Source organism: Kitasatospora sp. NPDC048407, assembly GCF_043200475.1.
Lineage (GTDB): Bacteria > Actinomycetota > Actinomycetes > Streptomycetales > Streptomycetaceae > Kitasatospora.
On sequence record NZ_JBICXW010000013.1, the window covers coordinates 177,166 to 203,404 of the forward strand.

Here is a 26,239-nt window from a genome sequence, read left to right on the forward strand (position 1 = left end):
ACAGCCCCGCACCGCCCGCAGGAGCGCCCGCCCATGCAGATCGACCTCGCCGCACCGCCGTTGCCCGCCACCGCGCCCGACCTGGCGCGGGCCGCCGAGGAGCGCGGGGCAGGCCGGTTCGTGCTGTCCGAGACCTCGCACAACCCGTTCCTGCAACTGGCCCGGGCCGCCGACCGGACGGAGCGGATCGGCCTCGCCACCGGCGTGGCGATCGCCTTCGCCCGCACCCCGATGACGCTCGCCTACGAGGCGTGGGGCCTGCACGAGAGCTCCGGCGGGCGAGCGGCGATCGGGCTCGGCACCCAGATCAAGCCGCACGTCGTACGCCGCTTCGGCATGCCGTGGGACCGCCCGGCCGCCCGGATGCACGAGTACCTGGCGGCCGTGCGTGCGATCTGGCACAGCTGGCAGACCGGCGAACGCCTCGCCTTCCGCGGCGAGTTCTACCAACACACCCTGATGACACCGGTGTTCGCACCCGCGCCGCTCCCGTACCAGCCACCGCCCCTGCTGCTGGCGGGCGTCGGACCGCTGATGACGGCCACCGCCGGCGCGGTCGCGGACGGCCTCCTCGCCCACCCGTTCGGCTCGCCGCAGCACCTGGCCACCGCCGTCCTGCCCGCCGTCCGCGCCGCCCGCGCCAAGTCCGAGGCGGAGAACGCCCCTTGGACCACCCGCCCGTTCGAAGTGGTCGCCAACGTGCTGGTCGCCACCGGCCACGACGAGGACGAGTACCGCACCAACCTCCGCCTGGTCCGCGAACGCCTCGCCTTCTACGCCTCGACCCCCACCTACCGCCCCGTCCTCGAGACCCACGGCTGGGCCGCCCTGCACGACGAACTCCACCCCATGTCGGTCCGCGGCCGCTGGGAGGAGATGGGCCGCCTGATCGACGACACCGTCCTCAACACCTTCGCCATCACCGGCGAGCCCACCGCCGTCGCCCGCGAACTCCACCACCGCTACGGCCAGTTGGCCGACCGCCTCTGCCTCAGCGGCCCCGACGGGACGGACGCCGCGCCGCTGCTGGACGTGCTGTCGGCAGCGGTCGCCGGGCGCTGAATCAGCCCGGCCCCGGGCTCGCCCGCGTCCTTGCCGGGGCCGCGCCCGGCCCGTGGCTAGCCTGGCGGAATGAGCGAGCAGCACAGCGGGCGGCGGCGGCCGCGCTATCGGGCCCTGTCGCCGTTGCGGGAGCACCTGCGGGAGTCGTTCTGGGTCGCGCCGCTGGTGGCCTGCCTGGGGGCGGTGCTGCTGGCGGGGCTGACCGACCTGATCGACCAGGAGCTGTTCTTCGAGGCCGCGGCCACCAGCGGCACCGAGAACCTGCAGTCGTTCGCCTCGGCCGCCAAGAGCGTGGTGTCCACCGTCAGCGCGGCGATGCTCACCTTCATCGGCGTGGTGTTCTCGATCTCCCTGGTGGCGCTCCAGATGGGCGCCAGCCAGATGAGCCCCCGGGTGCTGCGCCTGTACGTGCGCAGCCGGCTGACCAAGGCGACGTTCTCGACCTGCCTGGCGACGTTCGTCTTCACGCTGCTGGTGCAGCTCGGCTACGACGACACCACCGACCCGACGCGCGCCGTCTCCGTCCCGGTGGTGTCGACGATCGTCGCGGTCGCCCTGGTGATGCTCAGCCTGGCGCTGTTCGTGCTGTACGTGCAGGCGACGATGCGGCTGCTGCGGGTGCCGCACATGATCGACCGGGTCACCCGGGAGTCGCTCCAGGTGCTGACGGCCTACCGCTGGCTCGCCCCGGACTCCGCCACGGACGCCGGCCCGCAGCCGCACGGTCCGACGCTGCTGCACGAGGGCCGGGCCGGGGTGCTGCGGGACGTCAACATCCGCCGCCTGGTGCGGGTGGCCCGGCGACACGGGGCGGTGCTGCACATGGTGCCGCGGATCGGCGACTTCATCGCGCCCGGCACCCCGACCGTCCTGGTCGCGGGCGGCAGCCCGCCCCGGCCGGGGTGGATCACCACCGCGCTGAACGTCGGCGTGGACCGCACCATGCACCAGGACCTCAGCTTCGGCTTCCGCCAGCTCGTCGACATCGCCATCCGCGCCCTGTCACCGGCCGTCAACGACCCCACCACCGCCGTGCAGGCCGTCGACCGGATCCACCAGCTGCTCGCCGTCCTCGCCCCCTACCAGGTGGGCGAGCTGCGCCACCGGGACCGGGACGGCGCGGTGCGGCTGGTGCAGCCGGTGCCGGGGTGGGAGGCGACGGTCGACCTGGCGTTCACCGAGATCCGGATCTGCGGGGCCGGCCAGCCCCAGGTCACCCGCCGCCTCGCCGCCGCCCTGGACGACCTGCTGCGGATCACCCCGGAGCCACGCCTCGCGCCCCTGGTGACGCAGCGCCGCCTGCTGGAGCGGGCCGTCACCGCCGCCGTCCCGGACGAGCAGGACCGGGCGTTCGCGCTCACCCCGGACCGCCAGGGCATCGGCTGAACACCCTCCGAACGAAGGATCCGCCCGGGAAGAGCTCCAGGGCGGATCCACAAGAAACAGGAAGGCGGCTACCCGGCCGACCCCGCGCTGCGGTTCAGCGAGGCCAGGTACTTGTTGTACGCCACCAGCTCGGCGTCACCGTCGCGGTCGGCGGCCCGGTCGCGGCGGCGGGCCTGGCGCTCCTCGGACTTGGCCCACTGGAGGGTGAGGGCGATCAGCACGATCGCGGTGGGGATCTCACCGAACGCCCAGGTGATGCCGCCGGCGAGCTGCTGGTCGGCGTGCAGGTCGGTGCCGATCGGGGCCATCTCGGCGGTGAAGGTGTTGACCAGCTGCCCAGAGGCCATCATCACGGCCACGCCGAAGAACGCGTGGAAGGGCATGCCCATGAACAGTTCGAGGATCCGCATCACGAAGCCGGGACGGTGCGGGCCCGGGTCGACGCCCATGATCGGCCAGAAGAACAGCATGCCGACGGCGAGGAAGTGCAGCATCATCGCCAGGTGCCCGAGCTGGTACTGCATCAGCCAGTCGAACAGCGGCGTGAAGTACAGCCCGTACAGGCTCGCGATGAAGACCGGGATGGTGTACGCGGGGTGCGAGACGATCCGGACCAGCCGGCTGTGCAGCAGCGCGACCAGCAGTTCGCGCGGCCCCCGCCCGCTGCCCTTGCGGGCCGGGCGCAGCGAACGCAGCGTGAGCGTGATCGGCGCGCCGAGCAGCAGCAGGATCGGCGACAGCATGGACAGCACCATGTGCTGCATCATGTGGGCGCTGAACAGCACCATGCCGTAGTCGTTGAGCTTGGTGTTGGTGACCATGAACACGGTGCCGACACCGGCGGTCCAGAACAGCGCCCGGCCCACCGGCCACTTGTCGCCGCGCCGCCACAGCCGGATCGCCCCGGCCAGGTACAGGCCGAGGGCGAGCGCGCAGAAGACCAGGTACGGCCAGTCCGGCGACCACTCCATCGCCCGGGAGAGACTGAACGGCGGCAGGGGGCCCCCGCCGTGGTGGTGCATCCCGGTCATGCCGTCGCCCATCGGGCGGCCCCGCTTTCGTCCATGCCGTCCGGCGCCACGCGGTGCCGCGGGTCCGGTTTGGTCGGTTTCGTTCGGACCCAGCCTAGGCGTCGCTTACGGCGAGCCGACCAGCGCCCCCGGCACGGAGGTGTCCCTCCTGCGGCGGCCAGTGGCCCGTCTCACAGGAAGTAGAGGCGGTTCAGCGAGACCTCCTGGGCGGGGTCGGAGTGCAGCGGGGCGCCGTCGAGGGTGACCAGGCCCCGGGTGGCGTCGACGAGGATCTCCCCGAGGCGGTTGTTGCGGACCAGGTCGGCGGGCCCGATGCCGCGGGTGTGGCGGACCGGGACGCGGCGGCGTCGGGTGGTCATCGTGTCGTACGGCCGGGCGGCGGTGCCGGCCTCGGCGGCGGCGCCGCTGGTGAAGGCGACGGAGAGGTCGGCGGGGGTGGCGCCGTGGGCGCCGAACAGCGGCCCGAGGACGAGGGGCTGGCAGGATTCGGTGGCCGCGTTGGGGTCGCCGGTGACGCCGTAGGCGGGGAATCCGGCCTTGAGGACCAGGTACGGCTTGGCGCCGAAGGAGGCGGGGTGCCAGAGCACGAGGTCGGCGAGCTTGCCGGTCTCGATCGAGCCGACCTCGTGCGAGAGGCCGTGGGCGATGGCCGGGTTGATGGTCAGCTTGGCGATGTAGCGCAGCACCCGTTCGTTGTCGTCGGTCGGACCGTCGCCGTCCATCGGGCCGCGTTCGGCCTTCATCTTGCCGGCCATCGCGAAGGTGCGGCGCACGGTCTCGCCGGCCCGGCCCATGCCCTGCGCGTCGGAGGAGGTGATGCCGATCGCGCCGAGGTCGTGCAGGACGTCCTCGGCGCCCATGGTGCCGGCCCGGATCCGGTCGCGGGCCATCGCGGCGTCGCCGGGCAGGTCGGTCTTGAGGGCGTGAACGGAGACGATCATGCCGTAGTGCTCGGCGACCGCGTCCCGGCCGAACGGCAGGGTCGGGTTGGTGGAGGAGCCGATGACGTTCGGCACGCCCGCCATCTTCAGCACGTTGGGGACGTGGCCGCCGCCGCAGCCCTCGATGTGGAAGGCGTGGATGGTCCGCCCTTCGAGGACGCGCAGGGTGTCGTCGACGGACAGGCACTCGTTCAACCCGTCGGTGTGCAGGGCCACTTGGACGTCGTACTCCTCGGCGACGGACAGCGCGGTGTCCAGCGCCCGGGTGTGCGCGCCCATGTCCTCGTGCACCTTGAACCCGCAGGCGCCGCCCTCTGCGAGGGCTTCCACCAGCGGCGCCGGACGGGAGGACGAACCGCGGCCCAGGAAGCCGATGTTGACCGGCCAGGCGTCGAACGCGTTGAAGGCGTGGCGCAGCGCCCAGGGGGAGCTGACGCCGACGCCCCAGGCGGGGCCGAACTCCTGGCCGATGATGGTGGTGACGCCGGAGGCGAGCGAGGCCTCCATGATGCGGGGGGACATCAGGTGGACGTGGGTGTCGATGGCGCCCGCGGTGGCGATCAGGCCCTCGCCGGAGACGATCGCCGTCCCGGTGCCCACGACCACGTCCACGCCGTCCAGGGTGTCCGGGTTGCCGGCCCGGCCGATCGAGGCGATCCGGCCGTCCCGGATGCCGATCGAGGTCTTGCGGACGCCCTGGATCGCGTCGATCACCAGGACGTTGCTGATGACGAGGTCACAGGTGTCGCGGACCGCCGCGGCCTTCAGGTGCAGGCCGTCGCGGGCGGTCTTGCCGAAGCCGGTCAGGAACTCGTCGCCCGGCCGCTGCGAGTCGGATTCGACCCGGACGACCAGGCCGCTGTCGCCGAGCCGGACCCGGTCCCCGGCGCGGGGGCCGTGCACGGCCGCGTACTCGGACGCCTCGATGCTGCTGCTCACTGCGCGGTCTCCTCCGTGTCGTCGTCACCGTTGATGCCGAGGTAGCCCTGCTCGGCCGCCCGGCGCAGGGCCGCCCGCCGGACCTGGGGTGCGTCCAGCGGCCCGTCCACCAGCCCGGCGAAGCCGATCGCGACCCGCTCGCCGCCGATCGGCACCAGGCCGACCTCGACGTCGGTGCCCGGGTCGAAGCGCACCGAGGAGCCGGCCGGCACCGCCAGGTGCATCCCGTACGCGGCGGCGCGGTCGAAGGTCAGGCGCGGGTTGGATTCGAAGAAGTGGAAGTGCGAGGTCACCGAGACCGGTACGTCCGCGGTGTTGCGGACGGTCAGCGTGCGGACCGGCCGCGGCGCGGGCTCGGCGCCGCGGCCCGGGAGCACGGCGCCGGGCGCGGCCCCGCCGAGGCCGCCGCCGCCGAACGGGTCGGCGACGACCGCGAGCCGGGTGCCGTCCTCGAACACCGCTTCGACCTGGATCTCGGTGATCAGGTCGGGGACGCCGGGCAGGACCTCGGCGGGGGACAGGACGGTGCGTCCGCGTTCGACTGCCTCGGCGAGGCGCAGGCCGTCGCGGGCGGCTTCGCAGACGGTGTCCGAGATGAGCGCGGTGGCCTCGGGGACGTTCAGCCGCAGGCCGCGGGCGCGGCGGGCGCGGGCGAGTTCGGCGGCCGTGAAGATCAACAGCCGGTCGCGTTCGGTCGGGGTCAGCTGCACGGGGTTCCCTTCTTTCCCGGTGGTACGGGTGTCAGCCGGTCCTTCCCGGCGGTACGGGTGTCAGACGGCGGGCTGGTCGTGGGTGGAGCAGTGGATGCCGCCGCCGCCGGAGGCGAGGGTGTCGATCCGCAACGGGACGATCTCGCGCTCCGGGAACAGCTCCCCGAACACCTCCCGGGCGTGCCCGTCGGCCCGGGAGTCGCCGAACGACGGCAGGTAGACGGCCTTGTTGCCGAGGTAGAAGTTCAGGTACGAGGAGACGAAGGCGTCGCCGCGCCCGGTGATCCGGTCGGGGTCGGGCTGGCCGATTTCGATCACCTTGAGCCTGCGTCCGGCCGCGTCGGTGGCCTGTGCGAGTACGGCGCGGGCCTGGTCGGCGGAGCGGGACCAGACGTCGGGCGGGGTGCCGGGGAAGGGCCGGTCCAGCAGGACGACCCCGGGGGCGGCGAACCGGGCCAGACAGTCGACGTGGGCATCGGTGATGTCCTGGCCCCGGACTCCCGCCAGCCAGATCACCTTGGTGACGCCGAGCGCCTGCTTCAGTTCGGCCTCGATCCGGTCGCGGTCGCGCCCCGGGTTGCGGTTGGCGTTGACCACCGAGCTCTCGGTGAGCAGCAGCGTCCCCTGCCCCTCGCTCTCGAAGGAGCCGCCCTCGGCGACGAGCGGGGTCGCGATCCGCTCGATCCCGTACCCGGACAGCACGGCCCGGGCGACCCGGGCGTCGTTGCCGTGCTGCTGTTTGCCGCCCCAGCCGTTGAAGTTGAAGTCGACGCCCTTGACCTTCCCGCCCTCCTCGACGAACACCGGCACGGTGTCGCGGGCCCACAGATCGTCCACCGGGACGGACCGCAGCTCGACGTCGCTGCCGCAGGCGCTCCGGGCCGAGTCCTCCTGGCCGGGGCGGACCAGCAGGACCAGCGGCTCGCGCCCGCCGATGGCCCGGGCCACCGAGGCGATGTCCTTGCGCACGGCGCCGAGCTGCCCGCCCCAGACGTCCTCGGAGGCGGGCCAGGCCATGAAGGTCCGCTCGTGCTTCTCCCACTCGCCGCCGAGCCGGCGCCCGGGCGCGCGGCCGGTGGGCGCGGCGGAGGACGCGGGGTCGCTCGCGGACGGCTCCGCCGGTGCGTCGTCGAGGGCCGCGCAGGCGGTCGCGCCCGCTGCGATCAGGCCGGCGCCGGCGAGGGAACGCAGCACCGTGCGGCGCGTGGGGGAGGGGTGGGACACGAGGGACTCCGGTGGTGCGAGGGTGGATCGGTCCGGCGGGCGGGCTCCGGGTGGTGCCGCGGGTGGCGCCGGTCGGCGGTGGGCACGGTTGCCCGGCATCGCCGGAGCTGAACTCTCGCACTGACTGAAAAATCAGTCAAGCTCGGACGGTCGACTCGACCGCGCCCCGGCTGCCGGGGGGGGGGGGGGCTCAGGCCGGCCCGCGTCCCAGTTCGGCCCGGACGGCGCCGCGCAGCAGCCGGCGGGCCTGCTCGACCGGCAGTGAACCGCTGTGCCAGCGCACACTCAGGCCCTCGACCAGTGCGGTGAGCCGTTCCGCGGCCGCCGCGTGGGCCGGGGCGGTGCCGGCCGGATCGGCCCGGGCGAGCAGTCCGGCGACATCGTGCACCCAGCTGTGGGTGCTGCGGGCCAGCTCCTCGCGCAGGTCCGGCTCGAACACGGCGGTGGCCCGCAACTCGCCCCAGGCGATGCTGTTCTCGCGCACCTCGGCGGTGTCCTGGAGCTCCAGCAGCAGGACCTGTTCGAGCTCGGCGAGCGGATCCCCGGGGCGGTCCGGACGGTCCCCGGTGGTGTAGTGGTCGGCGCGGTCGCTGATGTGCTCCAGCGTCTTGCCCAGGACACCCGCCCGGTCGGTGAAGTGGTAGTAGATCAGCGCGATGGACACCCCGGCCTCGGCGGCCAGCTCGCCCATCCGCAGGCCGCGCACCCCGCGTCGGGCGATGACCCGGGTGGCGGCCGTGAGTATCCCTGTCCGTCGGTCCGACATGGGAGCCGACCTTACCCTCTCGGGGCCGTGCCTCGACCGGATCCTGATTATTTCGTCAGGAAAATCTGCCCAGCCCGGTCCAGAGGGTTGACTGAATTTTCAGCGAGGTGAAGGATGCGGGGGCACCGTCCGGCCGGCCGTCGAGGCGTCCGAGGCGGCCGAGACGCCCGAGCCGCAGGAGCCGCGACGCGTCTCCCCCGGCGGCGCCCGTGCCGACGCACCGCGGGGCAGGCCGCCGGGCCCTCCGCCCCACCCGCACACCCGATCCCGAAGAGGTTCCCCATGACCGCCACCCACCGCATGCCCGCCGAATGGGCCGAACACGAGGGCTGCCTGATGGCCTGGCCCGTCCGCCCGGACCTGTGGGGCGACACGCTCGCCGAGGCGAAGCAGGAGTACGCCGAAGTCGCCCGTACCATCGCGCAGTTCGAGCCTGTGACGATGGCCGCCCCGCCCGGCCACGGCGACGAGGCGCGCGCCATGTGCGGCGACGCCGTCTCCGTCGTGGAGCTGCCGACGGACGACTCGTGGTTCCGCGACTCCGCCCCGATCTTCGTGCTCGACGCCGAGGGCCGCCGCGCGGGCGTCGACTTCCGCTTCAACGCCTGGGGCCGCAAGCACCACCCCTGGGAGGCCGACGACCGGATCGCCGCGCTGCTGCTGGACCACCTCGGCGTACCGGCGATCCGCTCCGAGATGATCCTCGAGGGCGGCGCGATCACCGTCGACGGCGAGGGCACCCTGATCACCACCGAACAGTGCCTGCTGCACCCCAACCGCAACCCCGGCATGAGCCGGGAGGAGATCGAGGCGGAACTCAAGGAACGACTCGGCGTCACCAAGGTGATCTGGCTGCCGTACGGCGGCCTGCTGGACACCGAGACCGACGGACACGTGGACGGCGTCTGCGCCTTCGCCGCCCCCGGCAAGGTCGTCGTCCAGCTCCCGGCCGACCCCGCGCACCCCGACCACGCCCGGATGCGCGCCAACCGCGCCGTGCTGGAGCACTCCACCGACGCGCAGGGCCGCCGCTTCGAGATCGTCGACGTCCCGCAGGCCGCGTTCGTCGAGGTCGGCGGCCGCGAGGTCGAGGTCGGCTACCTCAACTACTACCTGGCCAACGGCGCCGTCGTCGTCCCGATCGCCGGCCACCCCGAGGACGAGGGCGCCCTGGCCGTCCTCGCCGGGGCGTACCCGGGCCGCAAGGTCGTCGGGGTCCGTGCCCGGGTGGTGGCCTGGGGCGGCGGCGGCATCCACTGCATCACCCAGCAGGTCCCGGCCGCCCGCGGCTGACGCGCCGACCCGCACCGCCGGACCCGCCGGGCCCCGCCCCACGACGCCCGGCGCGCCGACCCGCACCGCCGGACCCGCCGGACCCGCCGGACCCGCCGGACCCGCCGGGCCCGCCGGGCCCCGCCCCACGACGCCCCCCGGGCCACGCCACCAGTCCCGCCCGAACGCCGGGGCCCGCCCGCCTCTCCCGCACCCACCGAAGGCCACCCTCATGCCCCTCGCTCCCACCAGACGCGCCGCCCCCAGCGTCCGGCTCGCCCTCGCCGCCACCGCCCTGGTCTCCGCCGCGGCCCTGGTCGCCGCCTGCTCCGGCCCGCCGCCCGGCGCCGGCACCGACGGGGCGGGCGTCCGGCTCTCCGCCGGCACCCCGCCCGCCAAGGGCGAGATCGACTCCTTCAGCTGGGCGACCTACGCGGAGCCGCCCACACTGGACTGGATCCAGGCCTTCGACTACCCGCAGAACACCATCCTGGCGAACGTCTGCGAGAGCCTGATGCGCTGGACGCCCCAGCTCACCATGGCCCCCGGCCTGGCCGAGAAGGCCGGCAACCCCGACCCGCTCACCTGGGTCTACGACCTGCGCCCCGGCGTGCACTTCCACGACGGTTCGGTGATGACCGCCGACGACGTGGTCTACAGCCTCGGTCGCCAGACGGACCCCGACAACGCCGCCGCCTGGGCGCAGGTGTTCCAGAACGTCGACTCCGTCACCGCGACCGGACCGCTCCAGGTCACCGTCAAGCTCAAGCGCCCAGACTCGCAATTCCCGCAGTACATGGCGACGGCGGCCGGGGTCGTCGCCGCCAGGGCCGGCGTGCAGTCGGCGGGCAAGGACTACGGCACCGGCGGCAGCCTGGACTGCACCGGCCCGTTCAAGCTGGGCACCTGGAACAAGGGCCAGTCGATCGAGCTCCAGCGCTTCGACGACTACTGGGGTACCAGGGCCAAGGCCAAGAAGGCCGTCTTCCGTTTCCTCACCGACCCGTCGGCCCGCACCAACGCGATGCGCAGCGGCGAGGTCGACGGCGGCTACCTGATCCCCACCGAGAGCTACCAGCGGCTGGAGAAGAGCGGCGTCGGCACGCTGTACTTCGGCGAGGGCCTGAGCACCGTCAACCTCAACGTCACCAGCCTGAAGGGCCCGCTCGGCGACGTCCGGGTCCGGCAGGCGCTGTCCCTGGCGCTCGACCGGTCCGGCTTCGTCAAGGCCGGCCTCGCCGGGGCCGGCACCGTCACCGGCTCACTCACCACCCGCGCCGCCTGGGCCGGCGCCCCCGAGGACGTCCGGACGGCGGCCTTCGCGAACCTCACCCCGACCGTCCAGGACATCGACCGGGCCAAGGCACTGGTGAAGGACGCCGGCGCCGAGGGCAGCACACTCACCGTCGCCACCAGCGCCATCGGCCAGGACGTCTCCCTGCTCGCCACCGCCGTCCAGGCCGCCGGCGCGCGGATCGGCCTGAACGTCCGGCTGAAGTCGATCGCGCCGAACGCCTTCACCGCGCTGTTCACCGACCCGGAGGCCCGCGAGGGCCTGGACCTGTTCCCCGAGACGTACTACGACTCCGTCACCGACCCGCTCGACCTGCTCGCCAACTTCAAAACCGGCGCCTACCAGAACTTCGGCGGATACAGCGACCAGGCCTACGACTCCCTCGTCGACCGGGCCACCGCCGAGTACGACCCGGCCGAGCGCGGCGCGATCGAGGCCGAACTCCAGCGGACCGCCTCCGAACAGCTGCTGTGGATCCCGGTCGCCGAGTGGCCCACCGCCCTGTTCCTCAACCACCGGATCACCGGCGCCCCGACCACCATCGCGTACATGTACTACCCGTGGGCCGCGGACGTGGGAGCCGCCCAGTGAGCGGCTTCCTGCGCTTCGCCGCCCGGCGCCTGCTGGAGATGGCGGTCACCCTGCTCGGCGCCTCCTTCGTGGTCTTCGGCGCGATGTACCTGGCACCGGGCAACCCGGCGAGCTTCCTGCTGTCCGGCCGGTCCGCCTCCCCCGAGGCCCTCCGCGCGATCAACGAGCAGTACCACCTGGACGACCCCTTCCTGGTCCGGTACCTCCGCTGGCTCGGCGACGTGCTCCGGGGCGACTTCGGACGCTCCCTCACCTACCGCACCGACGTGTCCCGGCTGCTCGCCGACCGGCTGCCCGCCACTCTGCTCCTGGTCGCCATGGCACTGCTCCTGGTCGTTGTGACCGGCCTGCTGCTCGGCCGGCTCGGCGCGGTGCGCGGCGGCGCGACCGACTCCACGATCCTGGTCACCACCGCGCTCGCCCTCGGCACGCCCTCGTTCGTCGCGGCCGTCCTGCTCCAGGGAGTGTTCTCGGTGAAGCTCGGCTGGTTCCCGACCAGCGGCGCCGGCGACGGCTTCGGCGACATGCTGTGGCACCTCACCCTCCCGGCGATCGCCCTCGCGCTGTACCTGATCGGCATGCTCGCCCGGGTCACCCGCTCGGCGATGCTGGAGGCCCTGGACGGCGAACACGTCACCGTCGCCCGCAGCCGCGGCGTCCCGGAACGCGAGGTGATCCGCCGGCACGTCCTGCGCAACTCGCTGGGCACCGTGCTGACCACCGGCGGCCTGATCGTCTCCACCCTGCTGGTCTGCACGATCCTGGTGGAGTCCGCGTTCAGCGTCGGCGGACTCGGCCAGCTGCTCGAACTGTCCACCACCACCAAGGACTTCCCGACCGTCCAGGCCATCTCCCTGATCATCGTCGCCCTGTTCATGACCGTGAACCTGATCGTCGACCTGCTCCACCCACTGGTCGACCCCCGGGTCACCCTGGGACCCAGGAGGTCCGGCGCATGACCGTCGCCCTCACCCGCCGGCCCGGCCTCGCCCGGCTCCGGCCCGCCGCCGGCGGCCCGCTCCAACTGCTCTGCCTCGGCTTCGCCGCCCTGGTGGTGCTCGCCGCCCTGCTCGCCCCCTGGCTGGCACCGTACGACCCGAACGGCGTCGACCTCGGCAACGCCCTCGCCGGGCCCTCGCCCGACCACCTGCTCGGCGTCGACGCCGCCGGCCGCGACACCCTCTCCCGGCTCCTGCTCGGCGCCCGCACCTCCCTGCTCGGCCCGCTCGGCGTGGTCGCCTTCTCCACGGCCGCCGGCATCGCCATCGGCCTCGCCGCCGGCTGGCGGGGCGGCTGGCTCGACTCCGTCCTGTCCCGCAGCACCGAACTGGTCTTCGCCTTCCCCGGCATGCTGCTCGCCATCCTGATCGTGTCGGTGTACGGCGAGGGCCTGCTCGCCCCGGTCCTCGCCCTCGCGATCGCCTACCTGCCCTACGTGTCCCGCCTCACCCGGTCACTGGTCCTGGCCGAACGGACCCGCCCCTACGTCAGCGCCTACCGGGTCCAGGGCCACTCGGCTGCGCAGATCTGCCTGCGGCACGTCCTGCCCAACATCGCGCCGGTCGTCCTCGCGCAGTCCGCCGTCAACTTCGGCTACGCCCTGATGGACCTCGCCGGCCTGTCCTTCCTCGGCCTCGCCGTCCCCGCCCTCACCCCCGGCTGGGGCCGGATGGTCTTCGACGGCCAGACCGCGATCCAGCACGGCTACCCGCTCTCCGCGATCCTGCCCTGCGCGCTCATCGTGCTCACGGTGGTCACCTTCAACGTCGTCGGCGAACGCTGGGCCGACCGGGTCGCCGGGAGAACCTCATGACTCGGAGCACCGCATGAACGCCCTCGACATCCGGGGCCTGACACTCCGACTGCCGGGCACCGCCCGCCCCGTCCTCGACGGCGTGGACCTCACCGTCGCCCCTGGCGAGACCGTCGCCCTGGTCGGCGAGTCCGGCTCCGGCAAGACACTCACCTCCCGCAGCGCCCTCGGCCTGCTGCCACCCGGCGCGACGGCGGAAGGCCAGGTCCTGGTCGACGGCCAGGACGTCCTGACCATGGACCCCGGACGGCTCCGCGCCCTGCGCACCGGCCGGGCCGCGATGATCTTCCAGGACCCCAGGGCCGCCATCAACCCGCTGCGCCGCATCGGCGACTTCCTCACCGAGAGCGTCCGCCTGAACGGCGTCATGACCACCGCCGACGCCGACCGCCGCGCCGCCGAACTCCTCGACGCCGTCGGCCTCCGGCCGGAACTCCTGCGCCGCCACCCCGGGCAGCTGTCCGGCGGCATGCTGCAGCGCGTCATGATCGCCGCCGCCCTGATGGGCGACCCGGCCCTGCTGCTCGCCGACGAGCCGACCACGGCCCTGGACGTCACCAGCCAGGCGGAGGTGGTGGCCCTGCTCGGGCAGCTGCGCGCACGCTTCGGCACCGGCCTGCTGTTCGTCACCCACGACCTCGGGCTCGCCGCCGCGATCAGCGACCGGGTCTACGTGATGTACGCCGGGCGGATCGCCGAACACGGTCCCGCCGCCGCACTGTTCGAGCGGCCCCGCCACCCGTACACCGCCGCCCTCCTCGCCGCCACCCCGGGCCCGGTCGGCCCGGCCGGCCGGCTCGCCGCCATCGACGGCCAACCGCCCGACCTGCGGCAGGAGTTGACCGGCTGCGCGTTCGCCGCACGGTGCGGCCTCGCGACCGGGCTGTGCCACGAGCAGGTGCCCGCTCCGCAGGGGGAGCACCCGGCGGCCTGCCACCATCCGATCGAAGGGAGCCGCACCGATGGCTGAGGCAGTACTGCGCGTCGGCGGGCTGTGCCGCTCCTTCGGCGCGGTCCGGGCCGTGGACGAGGTCTCCTTCACCCTCGCGGCCGGCGGATCGCTCGGCATCGTGGGCGAGTCCGGCTCCGGCAAGACCACCACCGCCCGCATCGTGACCGGCCTGGAGGAGGCCGACGCGGGCGAGGTGCTGGTCCACGGCCGGTCCCGGACCGGCCGGGCGCGGGGGAGGGCCGAGCGGCTGGCCCGGGCCCGGGAGGTCCAGATGGTCTTCCAGGACCCCTACCTCTCGCTCGACCCGCGCACCAGCGTCCGGGCCGTGCTGGCCGAGACGCTGCGGCTGCACTACCCCGGCACCGACCACCCCGCCCGGATCGCGGAACTCCTCGACCAGGTCGGCCTCGGCACCCGGGCCGCCGAGGCACTGCCCCGGCAGCTCTCCGGCGGGCAGCGCCAGCGCGTCGCCATCGCCCGGGCGCTGGCCGTCCGACCGGCCGTGCTGGTGCTGGACGAGGCGGTCGCCGCGCTGGACGTCTCGGTGCAGGCCCAGGTGCTCAACCTGCTCGCCGACATCCGCGAACAGACCGGCATCGGCTACCTGTTCATCACCCACGACCTCGGCGTCGTCCGCTGCGTCACCGACGAGGTGGTCGTGATGCGCCACGGGCGGATCGTCGAGTCCGGCCCCACCGCCCAGGTCCTCGACACCCCGCAGCACGCCTACACCAGGCTGCTGCTGGAGTCCGTCCCCCGGCCGGGCTGGGACCCCGAGCGGATCGCCGCCGCGCGCCGCGCACTGTAGAGCCGTTCCGGGACCTGCCGGATCCGGCCGGGAGTGTCGCCCGGCGGCAGGTCAGACCGCGGCGGACAGCGCCTCCAGCAGCGTCCGGAGCACCCGTTCGGCGTCCACCGTCCCGTCGAGCGACCCGATGGCGGCGAGCCCGTCCACGGCGGCGGCGAAGGCCTCGCCGAGCGGAACCGGGTCGGCGGTGCTGCCGCGCTCCTCGGCCAGACACCGGAACAGCAGCACGAAGGAGGACCGCCAGCGCGCGTACTCGGCCTCCAGGCTGGTACGGACGCGTTCGTCGGAGAGGGCGAGCCAGTGCAGGGCCGCGTGCAGCCGCGCCAGGTCGGGGCTCTCGGGGCTGGTGAGCAGGGCGAGGACCCGGTCGGCGCGCGCGGCGTAGCCGCCCGGGGTGGCGACGGCCTCCTCCAGCGGGGTGATCCACTCGGGGCGGATGTCCTGCACCACCGCGACGATCAGATCGGTGCGGTCCGCGAAGTGGTAGTGGCACATCCCGTGCGAGACCCCGCACAGCGTGGCCACGTTGCGGGTGGTGAACCGTCCGGCGCCGTCGCCGGCGAGCAGGGTGCGGGCCGCCGCGATCAGCCGGGTCCGGGTCTGCTCGCCCTTGGCGGCGCGCGCCCCGCCGGCGCGGCCCGGCCCCGATTCCGTTCGCGGGGCCTCGCCCGTCACCCGTGTCGCCATGGCGGCCACTGTAACGACTCCGCGGGCGCGCCAGGGGCGGATCGGTACCGATGCCCGCGCAAAGTATTGACCGAGCGCTTGGTCAGTTTTATCTTTTCGGTCAACTCGCCTGTGAGTAGCGGACTTTGACATGGAGGAAGTGATGGCGAAAGGTTCCGAGCCCCACCCCCCGACCGGCCTTCGACTCGGCCGGCGCAGGTTCCTGACGGCCGCCGGGCTCGCCGTCGCCGGCACCGCGCTGACCACCGCGGCCGGCGGACCGGCCCGGGCGTCGCAACGCGCCGCCACCGCCGGAGCGGGCCTCGCGGCCGGCTTCCGGGTGCCGGTGGACACCGTCCCGCACGCCCGGACCTGGATGGCCTGGCCGGACAGCAGCACCATCTGGCGCAGCAAGCTCAGCGGCGTCCAGTCGAACATCGCCCTGATCGCGCGGACCATCGCGAAGTACGAGCCGGTCACCATGTGCGCCAACCCGGCCAGTGTCGCCAAGGCGCGCTCGCTCTGCGGGCCGACCGTCACCGTCATCGGGGACATCCCCGTCGACGACTGCTGGATGCGCGACACCGGCCCGGTCTTCCGCACCGACGGCGCGGGCGGCCGCGACACCGTCGGCCTCAACTTCAACGGCTGGGGCAACCACCAGAACCCGCACGGCAACGACGCCCTGGTCGCCGGCCGCCTCGCCGCCTATCTCGGCCTGCCGTTCACCGCCGCCGGACTGGTCGCCGAGGGCGGCGCCATCGAGACCGACGGCGCCGGGACACTGATGGCCACCCGCAGCAGCATCCTCAACGCCAACCGCAACCCCGGCATGTCCCAGGCCGCGGTCGAGAAGGCGATGTGCGCCGCCTACGGCGCCACCGCGGTGATCTGGGTCCCCGGCATCGCGGGCCAGGACATCACCGACGACCACGTGGACGCCACCTCGCGCTTCCTCGGCGCCGCCGAGGCCGTGGTCCAGCAGCCACTGGCGACCGACACCGACGTCTGGTCCGAGGACCAGCGCCGCCAGTACGCGATCCTGACCTCCGCCACCAGCGCCCAGGGAACCCCGTTCACGGTCAGCCGGATCCAGGGCCCCGACTACAACCTGATCCGCTCCACCGACCCCAACTTCGTCGGGTCCTACGCCAATTACTACCTGTGCAACAACGCGGTGATCTCCGCACAGTTCGGCGACAGCCGGGCCGACAGCGCCGCCAGAGCCACCCTCGCCCGGCTGTTCCCCGGCCGTACGGTCGAGCAGCTCAACATCGACTACCTCGGGGCGGGCGGCGGCGGCATCCACTGCGTCACCCAGCAGCAGCCCGCCGCCTGAACCGGCCGTCGGCCCCGGCGCCGAAATCAACGTCGGGGCCGACGGCTACGGCAGCGGCTCGTGCATCGTCGAGCAGTGGATCCCGCCGCCCCCGGCCATCAGCCGGTCGACGTCGAGCTGCACCACCGTACGGCCGGGAAAGGCGGCGGCGAGCGCCTCCTTCGCGGCGGCGTCCTTGTACGGGTCGCCGAACTGGGTGGTGATGACGCCGCCGTTGACGAGGTGGAAGTTGAGATAGGAGTCGACGAACTTCGAGCTGCGCGAGCGGACGGTGTCCGGCCCGTGCACGGGAACGACCTGGAGGCGGCGGCCCCGGGCATCGGTGGCGGTGGAGAGGATCGCGAACTGCTCGCGGGCGTCCCGGGCCCATTCGTCGTCGCGGTCCGGGGGCGGCAGCTGGACCATCACCACGCCGGGCCGGACGAACCGGGAGGTGACGTCCACGTGGTCGTCGGTGATGTCCCGGCCCTTGATCCCGGGCAGCCAGATCATGGTGTCCGCGCCGTAGGCCGCCAGGACGGCCGCCTCGACCTCGTCCCGGCTCATGCCGCGGTTGCGGTTCTTGTTGACCAGGCTGCTCTCGGTGGCCATCACGGTGCCGTCGCCGTCCGTCTCGATCGCGCCGCCCTCGCCGACGAAGTCCGCGTGGACGTGCCGCAGGCCCCGGCGGGCGGCGATCAGTCCGGCGACCCGGGCGTCGTCGTGGTGGACCTGCTTGTTGCCCCAGCCGTTGAAGTTGAGGAGCACGGCATCCAGGCCGCCGTGGCCGTTCCGGCGGAACACCGGCGCGGTGTCGCGCATCCACAGGTCGTCGGTGGGAACCGAGCTGATCACCTCCACCCCGGAACCGCACCGGGCCCGGGCCTTGCCCGCCGTCCACTCGTCGGGGGCGCACAAGACCACCGGTTCGAACTCGGCGACCGTGCGGGCGATCAGCGCGATGTCGTCCTGGACGCCCCCCAGCCGCAGTCCCCACACGCCCCGGCGGGAGGGCCAGGACATCCAGGTCCGCGCGTGCGGAACGTCGTCCGCGGGCACCCGGGGGCGGGCGTCGGGGTGGTGGTGGTGGGCCATCGAGGGTCTCCGGATCGTGTGACGGTGCCGACGGTGCACCTCTCCTGCGGGTCCAGGTTCGCACTGACTGAAAAATCAGTCAAACATGAGCGTGCCCCGGCGTGCCCTCGACATCCGGCGCGCGCCGAACCCGGTGGATCAGGAACCGAGCCGGGCCACCTCGACGTCGACGGCCTCGGCCATCAGCGTCCGGGCGTGCGTCAGCGGGAGGCTGCCGCTGAGCCAGCGCGTGCTCAGCCCCTCCAGCAGCGCCGTCAACCGCTCGGCCGCACCGGCCAGCGCCACCGCCGAGGCCATCGGCCGGACGGCGCCGAGCAGTTCGGCGATCTCCTGCACCCAGATCCGGGTGGCCCGGGCCAGGTCCTCCCGCAGCGTCTCGTCGAACACCGCGCTCGCCCGCAGCTCGCCCCAGGCGGTGCTGTTCTCCCGCACCACCGCGGTGTCCTGGAGCTCCAGCAGCAGCGTCTGCTCCAGCTCCTCGCGGGCCGTCAACGGCGGGGCGTCCGCGGCGCGTTCGGTCGTGTACCGCTCCGCCCGGTCGTTGATGAACTCCAGCGTCTGCCGGAGAATCCCCGTCCGGTCCTTGAAGTGGTAGTAGATCAGCGCGGTGGACACACCCGCCTCGGCCGCGAGCTCCTCCACCCGCAGCCCACGCACCCCGCGCCGCGCGATCACCCGCGCCGCTGCTTCCATGATCGACGTTTTACGACTGGCCACGACCCACCACCCTACCGGGGCGCCCCGAAGGAAATCCGGCCGGGCTGTCCGAAACATTGGTCAGCCCGACAGGGGAGTCCGCCCGAGCGGGCAGCCCGGCGGGGGAGTCCGCCCGAGCAGGCGGCAGGCCGTTGGGTACCACGACCTACGCCACATCAGGCCGTCAACTGACGGACGACACCGACCTTCCAGGGCCGCCAGAGTGGAGCCCGACCAGGTAGCGCTGCCCGCACAGCCCGCCACCGACCCCTGACTGCGGCACGACCCGCCCTGTCCACGTACGTGGAGGATGATCCATGACCGTTGTGAACTTCCATCTCGTCTCCTCACTGACGCCTTCCGAGGTGCTGACCGTCCTCACCGACTTCAGCCCCGCCCGCTCCGCTGCGTGGCCCACCATCGACGCGGAACACTTCGAGGTCCACGGCACGGGAGAGGGCTGGGCCGAGGTGACCGAGGGCACCGCCGCCGCCTGGGAACGCGCCCGCTACGAGTGGGAGCCCGGAGGGGACACGGTCACCATCCGCACTCTCGACTCCAAGCTCTTCGGGCCGGGAGGCGGGTGGATCTTCCGCATGACTCCCGAGGGCGACGGAACGCGTGTCGACGTTCAACTGACCAGGGAGCCCGCCACCTTGAAGGGAAAGCTGCTGGCTTCCCTGCTCCCCGTCGCGGCGCCGTCCTCGCTGCGCAAGTCGTTCGCCGGCCCACTGAAGGCCCGTTCATGACCTCCTTCAAGGGCCTCGTCCTCGACTTCGGCGGGGTGCTGACGACTCCGCCGGCCGCCGCCGCACTTGCCTTCGAGAAGCGTGCGGGGCTACCGGAGGGCGCCCTGATCAACTCCCTCTACCTGGACCAGGAGATGGTCCGTCACACCGAGGAGCTGGAGAGAGGCGCGCTGACCCAGGCGGAGTGGAACACCGAGGCCGCGGCGCGACTCGGCGTCCCGGCCGAGAACCTGATGGGCCGCATCTTCGCCGACCTGCGCCCGGAGGCGTCCCTGATCGCCGTGGTCGCCGAAGTGCGCCGCGCCGGGGTGAAGATCGGCATCCTGTCGAATTCGGTCGGCAGGGCGCCCTGGGACCTCTACGCCGGGTACGACCTGGAGTACGACGCCGTGGTGATCTCCGAGGACCACGGTCTGCGCAAACCGGAGCCCGAGATCTTCCGGGTCGTCCTCGACCTGCTCGATCTGCCCGGCGACCAGTGCGTGTTCGTCGACGACACCGAGCGGCATCTGGCGCCTGCCGCCGCGCTGGGCCTCACCACGGTGCATGCCACGGAACCGGGGCGGACCGTCGCCGAACTGCGGCGCCTCTTCGGTGATTGAGTCTGCCGCGCCCGCAGACCCGGGCTCTCGCGGGTCAGGCCCTGGGCACGAGGGTGTTCTCGTTGGTGCGGCCGGCGGCGAAGTCGTCGATGTTGCGGGCGGTGGCGTCGATGATCTGGCCGACGGCGGTGTGGGTGAAGTAGGCCTGGTGGCTGGTGACGAGGACCTGGGGGAAGGTGATGAGGCGGGCGAGGGTGTCGTCGGTGATGCCGTGGATGGAGCGGTCGGTGAAGAAGACGCCGGTCTCTTCCTCGTAGACGTCGAGGCCGACGCCGGCGAGGCGTCCGGCGCGGAGGGTTTCGACGAGGGCGACGGCGTCGACCAGGCCGCCGCGGCTGGAGTTGACGAGGATGGCGTCGTGCTTCATGCGGGCGAGGGCGGCGGCGTCGATGAGGTGGTGGGTGGCGGGGAGGAGGGGGACGTGGAGGCTGATCAGGTCGGCCTGGGTGAGGAGTTCGGGGAGTTCGGTGTAGTGCATGCCGAGGTCGAGGCAGGCGGGGTTGGGGGCGATGTCCCAGCCGAGGAGGTGGGTGCCGAAGCCGGCCGCGATGCGGGCGAAGCATTCGCCGATCTTGCCGGTGCCGATGACGCCGACGGTCATGCCGTGGATGTCGCGGCCCATCAGGCCGTCGAGGCGGAAGTCGAACTCGCGGGAGCGGTTGGCGGCGCGGGCGAGGCGGCGGTTGACGGCGAGGGCGAGTGCCCAGGCGTGTTCGGCGACGGCGTAGGGGCTGTAGTGGGAGACCCGGGCGACGGTGAGGCCGAGTTCGGCGGCGGCGTCGAGGTCGATGTTGTTGAAGCCGGTGGAGCGCTGGGCGACCAGTCGGGTGCCGCCGGCGGCGAGGACGGAGAGGGTCTCGGCGTCGAGGACGTCGTTGACGCTGCTGCTGACGGCCGGGTAGCCGGCGGCGAGCGGGGCGGTGTCGCGGTTGAGGAACACGGCGAGGGTGCGCAGGGAGTGCCGGCCCGCGAAGGCCTGTTCCAGGAGCGGCTGTTCGTCTGCTTGGACGCCGTAGGCGAGGATCTCCATGCGGCGAAGGCTATCGCCGGGGGCGCGCCGTGGTGAACCACGACGCGCCCCCGGAACGGCAGTTGACGGACCGTCAGATGACGGTCTCGGCCTCCAGGTAGCGGTCGGACGGCACCGTCTTCAGCTCGGCGACGGCCTCGCCGAGCGGCACCAGGCGGATGTCGGTGCCCTGGAGTGCGGTGATGTGGCCGAACGCGCCCTTGTGGGCGGCCTCGACGGCGTGCCAGCCGAAGCGGGTGGCGAGGACGCGGTCGTAGGCGGTCGGGGTGCCGCCGCGCTGGGTGTGGCCGAGGATCACCGGGCGGGCCTCCTTGCCGAGGCGGTACTCCAGTTCGCGGGAGAGCTGGGTGGCGATGCCGGTGAACCGCTCGTGGCCGTACATGTCCTTGGTGCCCTCCTCCCAGGCCATGGTGCCGGGTTCGGGCTTGGCGCCCTCGGCGCACACCACGATCGCGAACTTCTTCTGGCGGTCGAAGCGTTCGCGCACCACATCGGTCAACTTGTCGATGTGGAAGGGGCGTTCGGGGACGACGATGGCGTGCGCGCCGGCCGCCATGCCCGCGTTCAGGGCGATCCAGCCGGTGTGGCGGCCCATCACCTCGACCACCATGACGCGCTGGTGCGACTCGGCGGTGGTCTTCAGCCGGTCGAGCGCCTCGGTGGCCACCGACACGGCGGTGTCGAAGCCGAAGGTGACGTCGGTGCAGGCGATGTCGTTGTCGATGGTCTTCGGCACGCCGACCACCGGCAGGCCCGCGTCGCTCATCAGCTTCGCGGCCTTCAGGGTTCCCTCGCCGCCGATCGGGATCACCGCGTCGATGCCGAGGTCCGCGCAGTACCGCTTGGCGCGCTCCACGCCGTCGCGCAGGTGGCTCGGCTGGACCCGGGAGGAGCCGAGGATCGTGCCGCCCTGGGCGAGGATTCCGCTCACCGAGTCCAGCGTCAGCGGGCGGTGCACGCCCTCCAGAAGACCGCGCCAGCCGTCCTCGAACCCGATGATCTCGTCGCCGTGATCGACCACCCCCCGGTGGACCACGGAACGAATGACGGCGTTCAGGCCGGGGCAGTCACCGCCACTGGTCAGGACACCAATACGCATTGCTTTGCCAACTCCCGAGCAGGATTCGGACGGCCGGACTGGTGGTTGAGAATCGGGCATAGCGCCCGAATCGGACCTGCTGCACAGCATACGGTTCCTGCGTCCGGCCGGGCCGAAACCGACGCGGGGGCGGCTTCCTCGACGCACCACACGTAACTGCGACCCGACCGCCGAGGAGGGTGTTGCGCCCGGGCTCTCCTTATTCTCCTATGAAGTTGTTCCGCCGGGGACGGCTGACCACATGGCGGTCAGCCGTCCACCGAGTCAACAGCCGGCGGCTACGCCGGGCGGGCCGCCGCGGCGATCCGTTCGGTGCGCAGCGCGTCGTACCAGGTGGTGTCGGCCGCCGGCAGCGCGTTGACGTCCAGCGCCAGCTTGATCAGCATGTCGGCGACGCCGGGGTTGCGGGCCATCACCGGACCGTGCAGGTAGGTGCCGAACACCGTGTCGCGCCAGGCACCCTCGGTGCCGTCGCCGGTGCCGTTGCCCCGGCCGACCTGCACGTTGGCGAACGGCTTGACGCCCTCACCGAGGTGCGTGACGCCCTGGTGGTTCTCGAACCCGGTCAGCTGCGGCAGACCCAGCGCCGGGTCCACCTCCGCCAGCACGTCGCCGACGCAGCGCGCGCCCTCGCCGCGGGTGGTCCACACGTCCAGCAGGCCCAGGCCCGCCTCGCGCTCGCCGAGGTCGTTCACGAACTCGTGGCCGAGGATCTGGAAACCCGCACAGACCGAGAAGATGATCGCACCGTTCTCGGCCGCCCGGACCAGCCCGCCGTCGTTGCGCAGCCGCTCCGCCGCGAGGCGCTGCGGACGGTCCTCACCGCCACCGATCAGGTAGATGTCACCACTGGTCGGCACCGACTGGTCGGAGCGCACGTCGATCCGCTGCACCCCGAGACCGCGCTGCTGCGCCCGCCGCTCCACCACCAGCGCGTTGCCGCGGTCGCCGTACGTGGACAGCAGGTCCGGGTACACCCAGACCACCCGCAGGCTGCTCTCACTCATCCTCGAAGACCTCCCGTACCTCGGCGCCGCCTCCGGCGCATCGCCCCCGTACTGCTGCTGCGGCTCGTCGAACCCCTGCTGCCGGCCGGTGAACTGCTGCTCGCCGTACGGCTGCTGGTCGTACTGCTGCTGCTGGTCGTACTGCGGCTCGCCGTACGACTGCCCGCCGTACTGCTGCTGCTCGCCGTAGTGCTGCTGCCCGTACTGCTGCTGGTGCTCGGCGAACTGCTGCTCGCCGAACTGCTGCTCGCCGTACGGCTGCTGGCCGTACTGCTGGTAGGACTGGTCGCTCATCAGGCCACCACGGCCTTGCGGAGCTGCTGGAACGCCGTGTAGTTGGCGATCGCCTCGATACGGCCCTCGGGGGCGGCGTCCACCGCCTGGGCGAGCGAGTCGACGACCTGGAACTGCAGGCCGGCGACCTCGAGGCGGACCGCCAGGTCGAGCTTGCGCTGGCCCATCACGAAGATCGGGTGACCGGCCAGGCGCTCGTAGTCGACGTCCCACAGCCAGGAGGTGTCGGTGCCGTCGGCGTCCATCGCGTTCACCGACAGGATCACCGGCGCGGGCGGACCGTCGATCAGCGAGAAGGTCTCCAGCCAGCCGGCCGGGTTCTTCGCCAGCAGCAGCCGGATGTCCCGGCCGCGGTACTGCACCACGTCGTAGCGGCCGGCCACCGCGGCCACCGACTCCATGCGCTGCAGCGCGACCTGCGGGGCCACGCCGAACACCGCGGCGACCGCCGCCGAGCTGGTGGCGTTGGCCAGGTTGGCGCGGCCCGGCAGCTGGAGCTGGATCGGCCAGGCACCGCGGTGCGGGTCGATCACGTGGGTGCCCTGCAGCGCCCAGTGCGGGTTCGGGCGGCGGAAACCGCACTCGCCGCAGAACCAGTCGTCGCCCGGACGCTGCATCACACCGCCGCACGACGGGCACGACCAGGCGTCCTCCTTCCACGCCTGCCCGGCGGCCACCCAGACCACCTTCTTGCAGGACGAGGCGGCCCAGGTCACCAGCGGGTCGTCCGCGTTGGCGATGATCACGGCCTCGGTGTCCTTCAGGCCCTCGCGCCACTTCTCGGCCATCATGCGGGTCTCGGCGGCCCGGTCGAGCTGGTCGCGGGAGAGGTTCAGCAGCGCTATGGCCTTCGGCCGGGTGTCCCGGGCGACCATCGGCAGGTACTTCTCGTCCACCTCGATGACGCCGAACTTGGCGTCGGTACCGCCCGCGAGCGCCGCGGTGATACCGGCCGGCATGTTCGCGCCCAGGGCGTTGGAGACCACCGGGCCGGCCGCCTTGAGGGCCTCGGCGATCAGCCGGGTCGTGGTGGTCTTGCCGTTGGTGGCGCTGACCAGGACCACGTCCAGGTGCTCGGCCAGGGTCTTCAACAGATCCGGGTCGAGCTTGAGTGCCACCTTGCCGCCGATCACCGACCCGCTGCCGCGTCCGGCCTTCTGGGACAGCGCGGCCGCCATCTTGCCGGCCGTCACGGCGATCTTTGCGCGGGCGGGCAGCGAGGCGTCGCGCGCGGCTTCCGAATCGGTGCCTGGCATGCTCAGGGGTTCCTCCTTGCAGCGGCACCGCCCGGGCCGTTCGACGACCCACGGGCGGCAGGGACGCACTCAGCCTACCGACTCCCGCCCGCACACTTGAGCAGGGGCAACTTACCGGCCCGCGCCGCGCCCGGACAGGACCGTGCCACAACCGGCCCGGGGACGGCCGCGAGCGGCCCGGCGGCGGAAGGCGACGCTCCACCACCGGGCCCGACGAACCGTCAGCGGGCCGCCCACGGCGCGGGCAGTTTCTCCGCCGCCTCCAGCAGGTGCGCGGTGATCACCACCGTGCCGTCCTCCACCTGGAAGTCCAGCGGCGCCGACAGCCGGCGCATGGTCGAGATCAGCCCGGTGTTCGCCGCCGTGGTCACCGCGTACACCGTGCCCACGCCCGCCTCCAGCGCCAGCGCCGCCATCCGCCGCACCAGATCCACGCCCAGGCCCCGGCGCTGCCAGGCGTCCTCCACCAGCAGCGCGATCTCCGCGCCCTCGTCGTCCCACATCAGGTGCGCCAGCGCCACCAGCCGGCCCTGCGCGGTCTCCACCGCGAGGGTCTGCCCGTGCCGCGGGTCCAGCAGGTGGTCCAGGTAGCGGTCGGCGTCCTTCACCGGCCCGTGGTAGCGCCGGCGCAGCGACTCCGGCGAGCACCGGGCATGCATCGCCACCGCCGCGTCCTTGTCGGACGGCGTGGCCCGGCGCACCGTCAGGTCGTCCCCCGCCGGGCGGCTGATCCGCGCCTCGACCTGCGGGACCCGCGGGCCCAGTACGGCGTCCAGCTCCACCAGGGCCCGGGCCCGGGCGAACTCGGTCGGCGTGAACGGTAGATTCGGCCGGGACAGCTCCAACAGGTCCCCGTTCGGCAGCGGCAGCCGCATCAGGTGCCCGTCCACGCCGGGCTGCACCGCCCGGCCCCGGCCCGGGTACTGGCGGATCGCCGCCCGCCCGAACAACTGCCGCAGCGCGAGCGGCAGTTCCGCCGCGTCCAGCGCGGTCCGGGTGGCCAGCGCCAGCACCTGCCGGGGCACGTCCACCAGCTCGTGGGCGTCCGCCCGGTCGGTCCAGATCTCCCGGCCGCCGCCCGCCGCGACCGCCGCCACCAGCTCCGCCCGGGCCAGCGAGGCCGGCGCGCGGACGATGAACTCGTCCACCGTGCAGTCCGGCAGCGGGTGCGCCTGCATCGAGAGGATGTTCACCCGCCGCTCCGCCAGCGCCGCGCACACCCGGGCCAGACTGCCCGGCTCGTCGGCGACGCTGGTCCGCAGCCGCCACAGCGCGGTCGGCTCATCCGTTGAACTCACTTCGGGTCCGCCCGGTGGTGCGAGGGCCGCTGGACCGGGCGGATGCCGGTGCGCGAGCCAGCCCCGGAACAGCGCGGTGCCGAGCATCGCCGCCGCGGAGGCGAGCAGCAGCACCGGCCCGTCGTGCCCGTGCACCACCACATTGGCGACCAGGTCGGCGGCCGCGACCGCGGCGAAGACCGCCGCGAGCTCGACCGTCTCCCGGCGCCAACGGTGCGATTTACCGGTTCTGTGGGTGTACGCCTTGTCATCCATGCCTGAATGGTGGCGCTCCGCTGTTTCACGATCACGAACCCCCCGTGACCCGACGGTTAATGTCTGCGCGGGCCCCCGTCGGATC

Annotated in this window: 24 protein-coding genes; 11 read left to right on the forward strand and 13 right to left on the reverse strand. The window is 72.9% G+C overall.

Features of this window, described 5'->3' with window-relative positions; all coding sequences use genetic code 11:
* Window positions 1–33 precede the first annotated feature (33 nt).
* Entirely contained in the window at window positions 34–1,062 is a 1,029-nt protein-coding gene (locus tag ACGFWJ_RS23750; RefSeq protein WP_392952862.1) for a TIGR03617 family F420-dependent LLM class oxidoreductase, read from the forward strand.
* A gap of 69 nt (window positions 1,063–1,131) precedes the next feature.
* Window positions 1,132–2,448 carry a DUF2254 domain-containing protein gene (locus ACGFWJ_RS23755; RefSeq protein ID WP_392952864.1) on the forward strand — a complete coding sequence of 439 codons (1,317 nt, stop codon included), beginning with the start codon at window positions 1,132–1,134 and terminating at the stop codon, window positions 2,446–2,448.
* 68 nt (window positions 2,449–2,516) lie between these two features.
* On the opposite strand, the gene ACGFWJ_RS23760 is transcribed toward ACGFWJ_RS23755, so the two are convergent.
* The 5 genes from ACGFWJ_RS23760 to ACGFWJ_RS23780 form a co-directional block, all read right to left on the reverse strand.
* Window positions 2,517–3,470: a cytochrome c oxidase assembly protein gene (locus tag ACGFWJ_RS23760; protein ID WP_387643027.1), complete on the reverse strand. Its 954-nt coding sequence runs from the start codon at window positions 3,468–3,470 to the stop codon at window positions 2,517–2,519.
* Window positions 3,471–3,649: 179 nt separating this feature from the next.
* Window positions 3,650–5,359, reverse strand: a complete 1,710-nt coding sequence (locus ACGFWJ_RS23765) for an urease subunit alpha (RefSeq protein WP_392952866.1) — start codon at window positions 5,357–5,359, stop codon at window positions 3,650–3,652.
* A complete protein-coding gene (gene ureA, locus ACGFWJ_RS23770) occupies window positions 5,356–6,069 on the reverse strand; it encodes an urease subunit gamma (protein WP_392952868.1) in 714 nt (237 codons plus the stop codon). Before ureA ends, ACGFWJ_RS23765 begins: the two co-directional genes overlap by 4 nt.
* A gap of 60 nt (window positions 6,070–6,129) precedes the next feature.
* The gene (locus ACGFWJ_RS23775; RefSeq protein ID WP_392952870.1) at window positions 6,130–7,293 is read right to left on the reverse strand and encodes an agmatine/peptidylarginine deiminase; all 1,164 of its coding nucleotides are present in this window, start codon (window positions 7,291–7,293) and stop codon (window positions 6,130–6,132) included.
* Window positions 7,294–7,483: 190 nt separating this feature from the next.
* The gene (locus ACGFWJ_RS23780) at window positions 7,484–8,059 is read right to left on the reverse strand and encodes a TetR/AcrR family transcriptional regulator (RefSeq protein WP_392952872.1); all 576 of its coding nucleotides are present in this window, start codon (window positions 8,057–8,059) and stop codon (window positions 7,484–7,486) included.
* A gap of 282 nt (window positions 8,060–8,341) precedes the next feature.
* On the opposite strand from ACGFWJ_RS23780, the gene ACGFWJ_RS23785 reads away from it, so the two are divergent.
* The 6 genes from ACGFWJ_RS23785 (at window position 8,342) to ACGFWJ_RS23810 (ending at window position 14,789) form a co-directional block, all read left to right on the forward strand.
* Window positions 8,342–9,352 carry an agmatine/peptidylarginine deiminase gene (locus ACGFWJ_RS23785; RefSeq protein WP_387863480.1) on the forward strand — a complete coding sequence of 337 codons (1,011 nt, stop codon included), beginning with the start codon at window positions 8,342–8,344 and terminating at the stop codon, window positions 9,350–9,352.
* Window positions 9,353–9,563: 211 nt separating this feature from the next.
* Window positions 9,564–11,216, forward strand: a complete 1,653-nt coding sequence (locus ACGFWJ_RS23790) for an ABC transporter substrate-binding protein (RefSeq protein WP_392952875.1) — start codon at window positions 9,564–9,566, stop codon at window positions 11,214–11,216.
* A complete protein-coding gene (locus tag ACGFWJ_RS23795) occupies window positions 11,213–12,175 on the forward strand; it encodes an ABC transporter permease (RefSeq protein WP_392952878.1) in 963 nt (320 codons plus the stop codon). Before ACGFWJ_RS23790 ends, ACGFWJ_RS23795 begins: the two co-directional genes overlap by 4 nt.
* Window positions 12,172–13,029 (forward strand): ABC transporter permease, encoded by an 858-nt coding sequence (locus tag ACGFWJ_RS23800; protein ID WP_392952880.1) that lies wholly within the window; start codon window positions 12,172–12,174, stop codon window positions 13,027–13,029. Before ACGFWJ_RS23795 ends, ACGFWJ_RS23800 begins: the two co-directional genes overlap by 4 nt.
* Window positions 13,030–13,042: 13 nt before the next feature.
* On the forward strand, window positions 13,043–13,999 hold the full coding sequence (locus ACGFWJ_RS23805) for an ABC transporter ATP-binding protein (RefSeq protein WP_387863491.1): 957 nt from the start codon (window positions 13,043–13,045) through the stop codon (window positions 13,997–13,999).
* Entirely contained in the window at window positions 13,992–14,789 is a 798-nt protein-coding gene (locus tag ACGFWJ_RS23810) for an ABC transporter ATP-binding protein (protein ID WP_392952883.1), read from the forward strand. Before ACGFWJ_RS23805 ends, ACGFWJ_RS23810 begins: the two co-directional genes overlap by 8 nt.
* A gap of 51 nt (window positions 14,790–14,840) precedes the next feature.
* On the opposite strand, the gene ACGFWJ_RS23815 is transcribed toward ACGFWJ_RS23810, so the two are convergent.
* Window positions 14,841–15,476: a TetR/AcrR family transcriptional regulator gene (locus ACGFWJ_RS23815; protein WP_392952886.1), complete on the reverse strand. Its 636-nt coding sequence runs from the start codon at window positions 15,474–15,476 to the stop codon at window positions 14,841–14,843.
* A 142-nt stretch (window positions 15,477–15,618) separates the two neighbouring features.
* Here ACGFWJ_RS23815 and ACGFWJ_RS23820 point away from each other — a divergent pair, with 142 nt between their 5' ends.
* Window positions 15,619–16,794: an agmatine/peptidylarginine deiminase gene (locus ACGFWJ_RS23820; RefSeq protein WP_392952888.1), complete on the forward strand. Its 1,176-nt coding sequence runs from the start codon at window positions 15,619–15,621 to the stop codon at window positions 16,792–16,794.
* Between the two features lie 45 nt (window positions 16,795–16,839).
* Here the strand turns inward: ACGFWJ_RS23820 and ACGFWJ_RS23825 are convergent, their stop codons facing one another.
* Window positions 16,840–17,868, reverse strand: coding sequence for an agmatine/peptidylarginine deiminase (locus tag ACGFWJ_RS23825; protein ID WP_392952891.1), 1,029 nt, complete (start codon window positions 17,866–17,868; stop codon window positions 16,840–16,842).
* Between the two features lie 138 nt (window positions 17,869–18,006).
* The gene (locus tag ACGFWJ_RS23830; protein WP_387863502.1) at window positions 18,007–18,561 is read right to left on the reverse strand and encodes a TetR/AcrR family transcriptional regulator; all 555 of its coding nucleotides are present in this window, start codon (window positions 18,559–18,561) and stop codon (window positions 18,007–18,009) included.
* 320 nt (window positions 18,562–18,881) lie between these two features.
* On the opposite strand from ACGFWJ_RS23830, the gene ACGFWJ_RS23835 reads away from it, so the two are divergent.
* The gene (locus ACGFWJ_RS23835; RefSeq protein ID WP_387863508.1) at window positions 18,882–19,313 is read left to right on the forward strand and encodes a hypothetical protein; all 432 of its coding nucleotides are present in this window, start codon (window positions 18,882–18,884) and stop codon (window positions 19,311–19,313) included.
* A complete protein-coding gene (locus ACGFWJ_RS23840) occupies window positions 19,310–19,915 on the forward strand; it encodes an HAD-IA family hydrolase (RefSeq protein ID WP_392952894.1) in 606 nt (201 codons plus the stop codon). The genes ACGFWJ_RS23835 and ACGFWJ_RS23840 overlap by 4 nt, the downstream gene beginning before the upstream one ends.
* Before the next feature lie 34 nt (window positions 19,916–19,949).
* On the opposite strand, the gene ACGFWJ_RS23845 is transcribed toward ACGFWJ_RS23840, so the two are convergent.
* The 5 genes from ACGFWJ_RS23845 to ACGFWJ_RS23865 form a co-directional block, all read right to left on the reverse strand.
* Complete coding sequence (locus ACGFWJ_RS23845; protein WP_392952897.1) at window positions 19,950–20,945, reverse strand: 2-hydroxyacid dehydrogenase; 996 nt, start codon at window positions 20,943–20,945, stop codon at window positions 19,950–19,952.
* A 73-nt stretch (window positions 20,946–21,018) separates the two neighbouring features.
* Window positions 21,019–22,044: a 6-phosphofructokinase gene (locus ACGFWJ_RS23850; protein WP_387642254.1), complete on the reverse strand. Its 1,026-nt coding sequence runs from the start codon at window positions 22,042–22,044 to the stop codon at window positions 21,019–21,021.
* 278 nt (window positions 22,045–22,322) lie between these two features.
* Window positions 22,323–23,051, reverse strand: coding sequence for a type 1 glutamine amidotransferase (locus tag ACGFWJ_RS23855; protein ID WP_392952951.1), 729 nt, complete (start codon window positions 23,049–23,051; stop codon window positions 22,323–22,325).
* A 293-nt stretch (window positions 23,052–23,344) separates the two neighbouring features.
* On the reverse strand, window positions 23,345–24,601 hold the full coding sequence (locus tag ACGFWJ_RS23860; RefSeq protein WP_392952900.1) for a MurT ligase domain-containing protein: 1,257 nt from the start codon (window positions 24,599–24,601) through the stop codon (window positions 23,345–23,347).
* Between the two features lie 221 nt (window positions 24,602–24,822).
* Window positions 24,823–26,154 carry a GNAT family N-acetyltransferase gene (locus ACGFWJ_RS23865; protein ID WP_392952903.1) on the reverse strand — a complete coding sequence of 444 codons (1,332 nt, stop codon included), beginning with the start codon at window positions 26,152–26,154 and terminating at the stop codon, window positions 24,823–24,825.
* Window positions 26,155–26,239 lie beyond the last annotated feature (85 nt).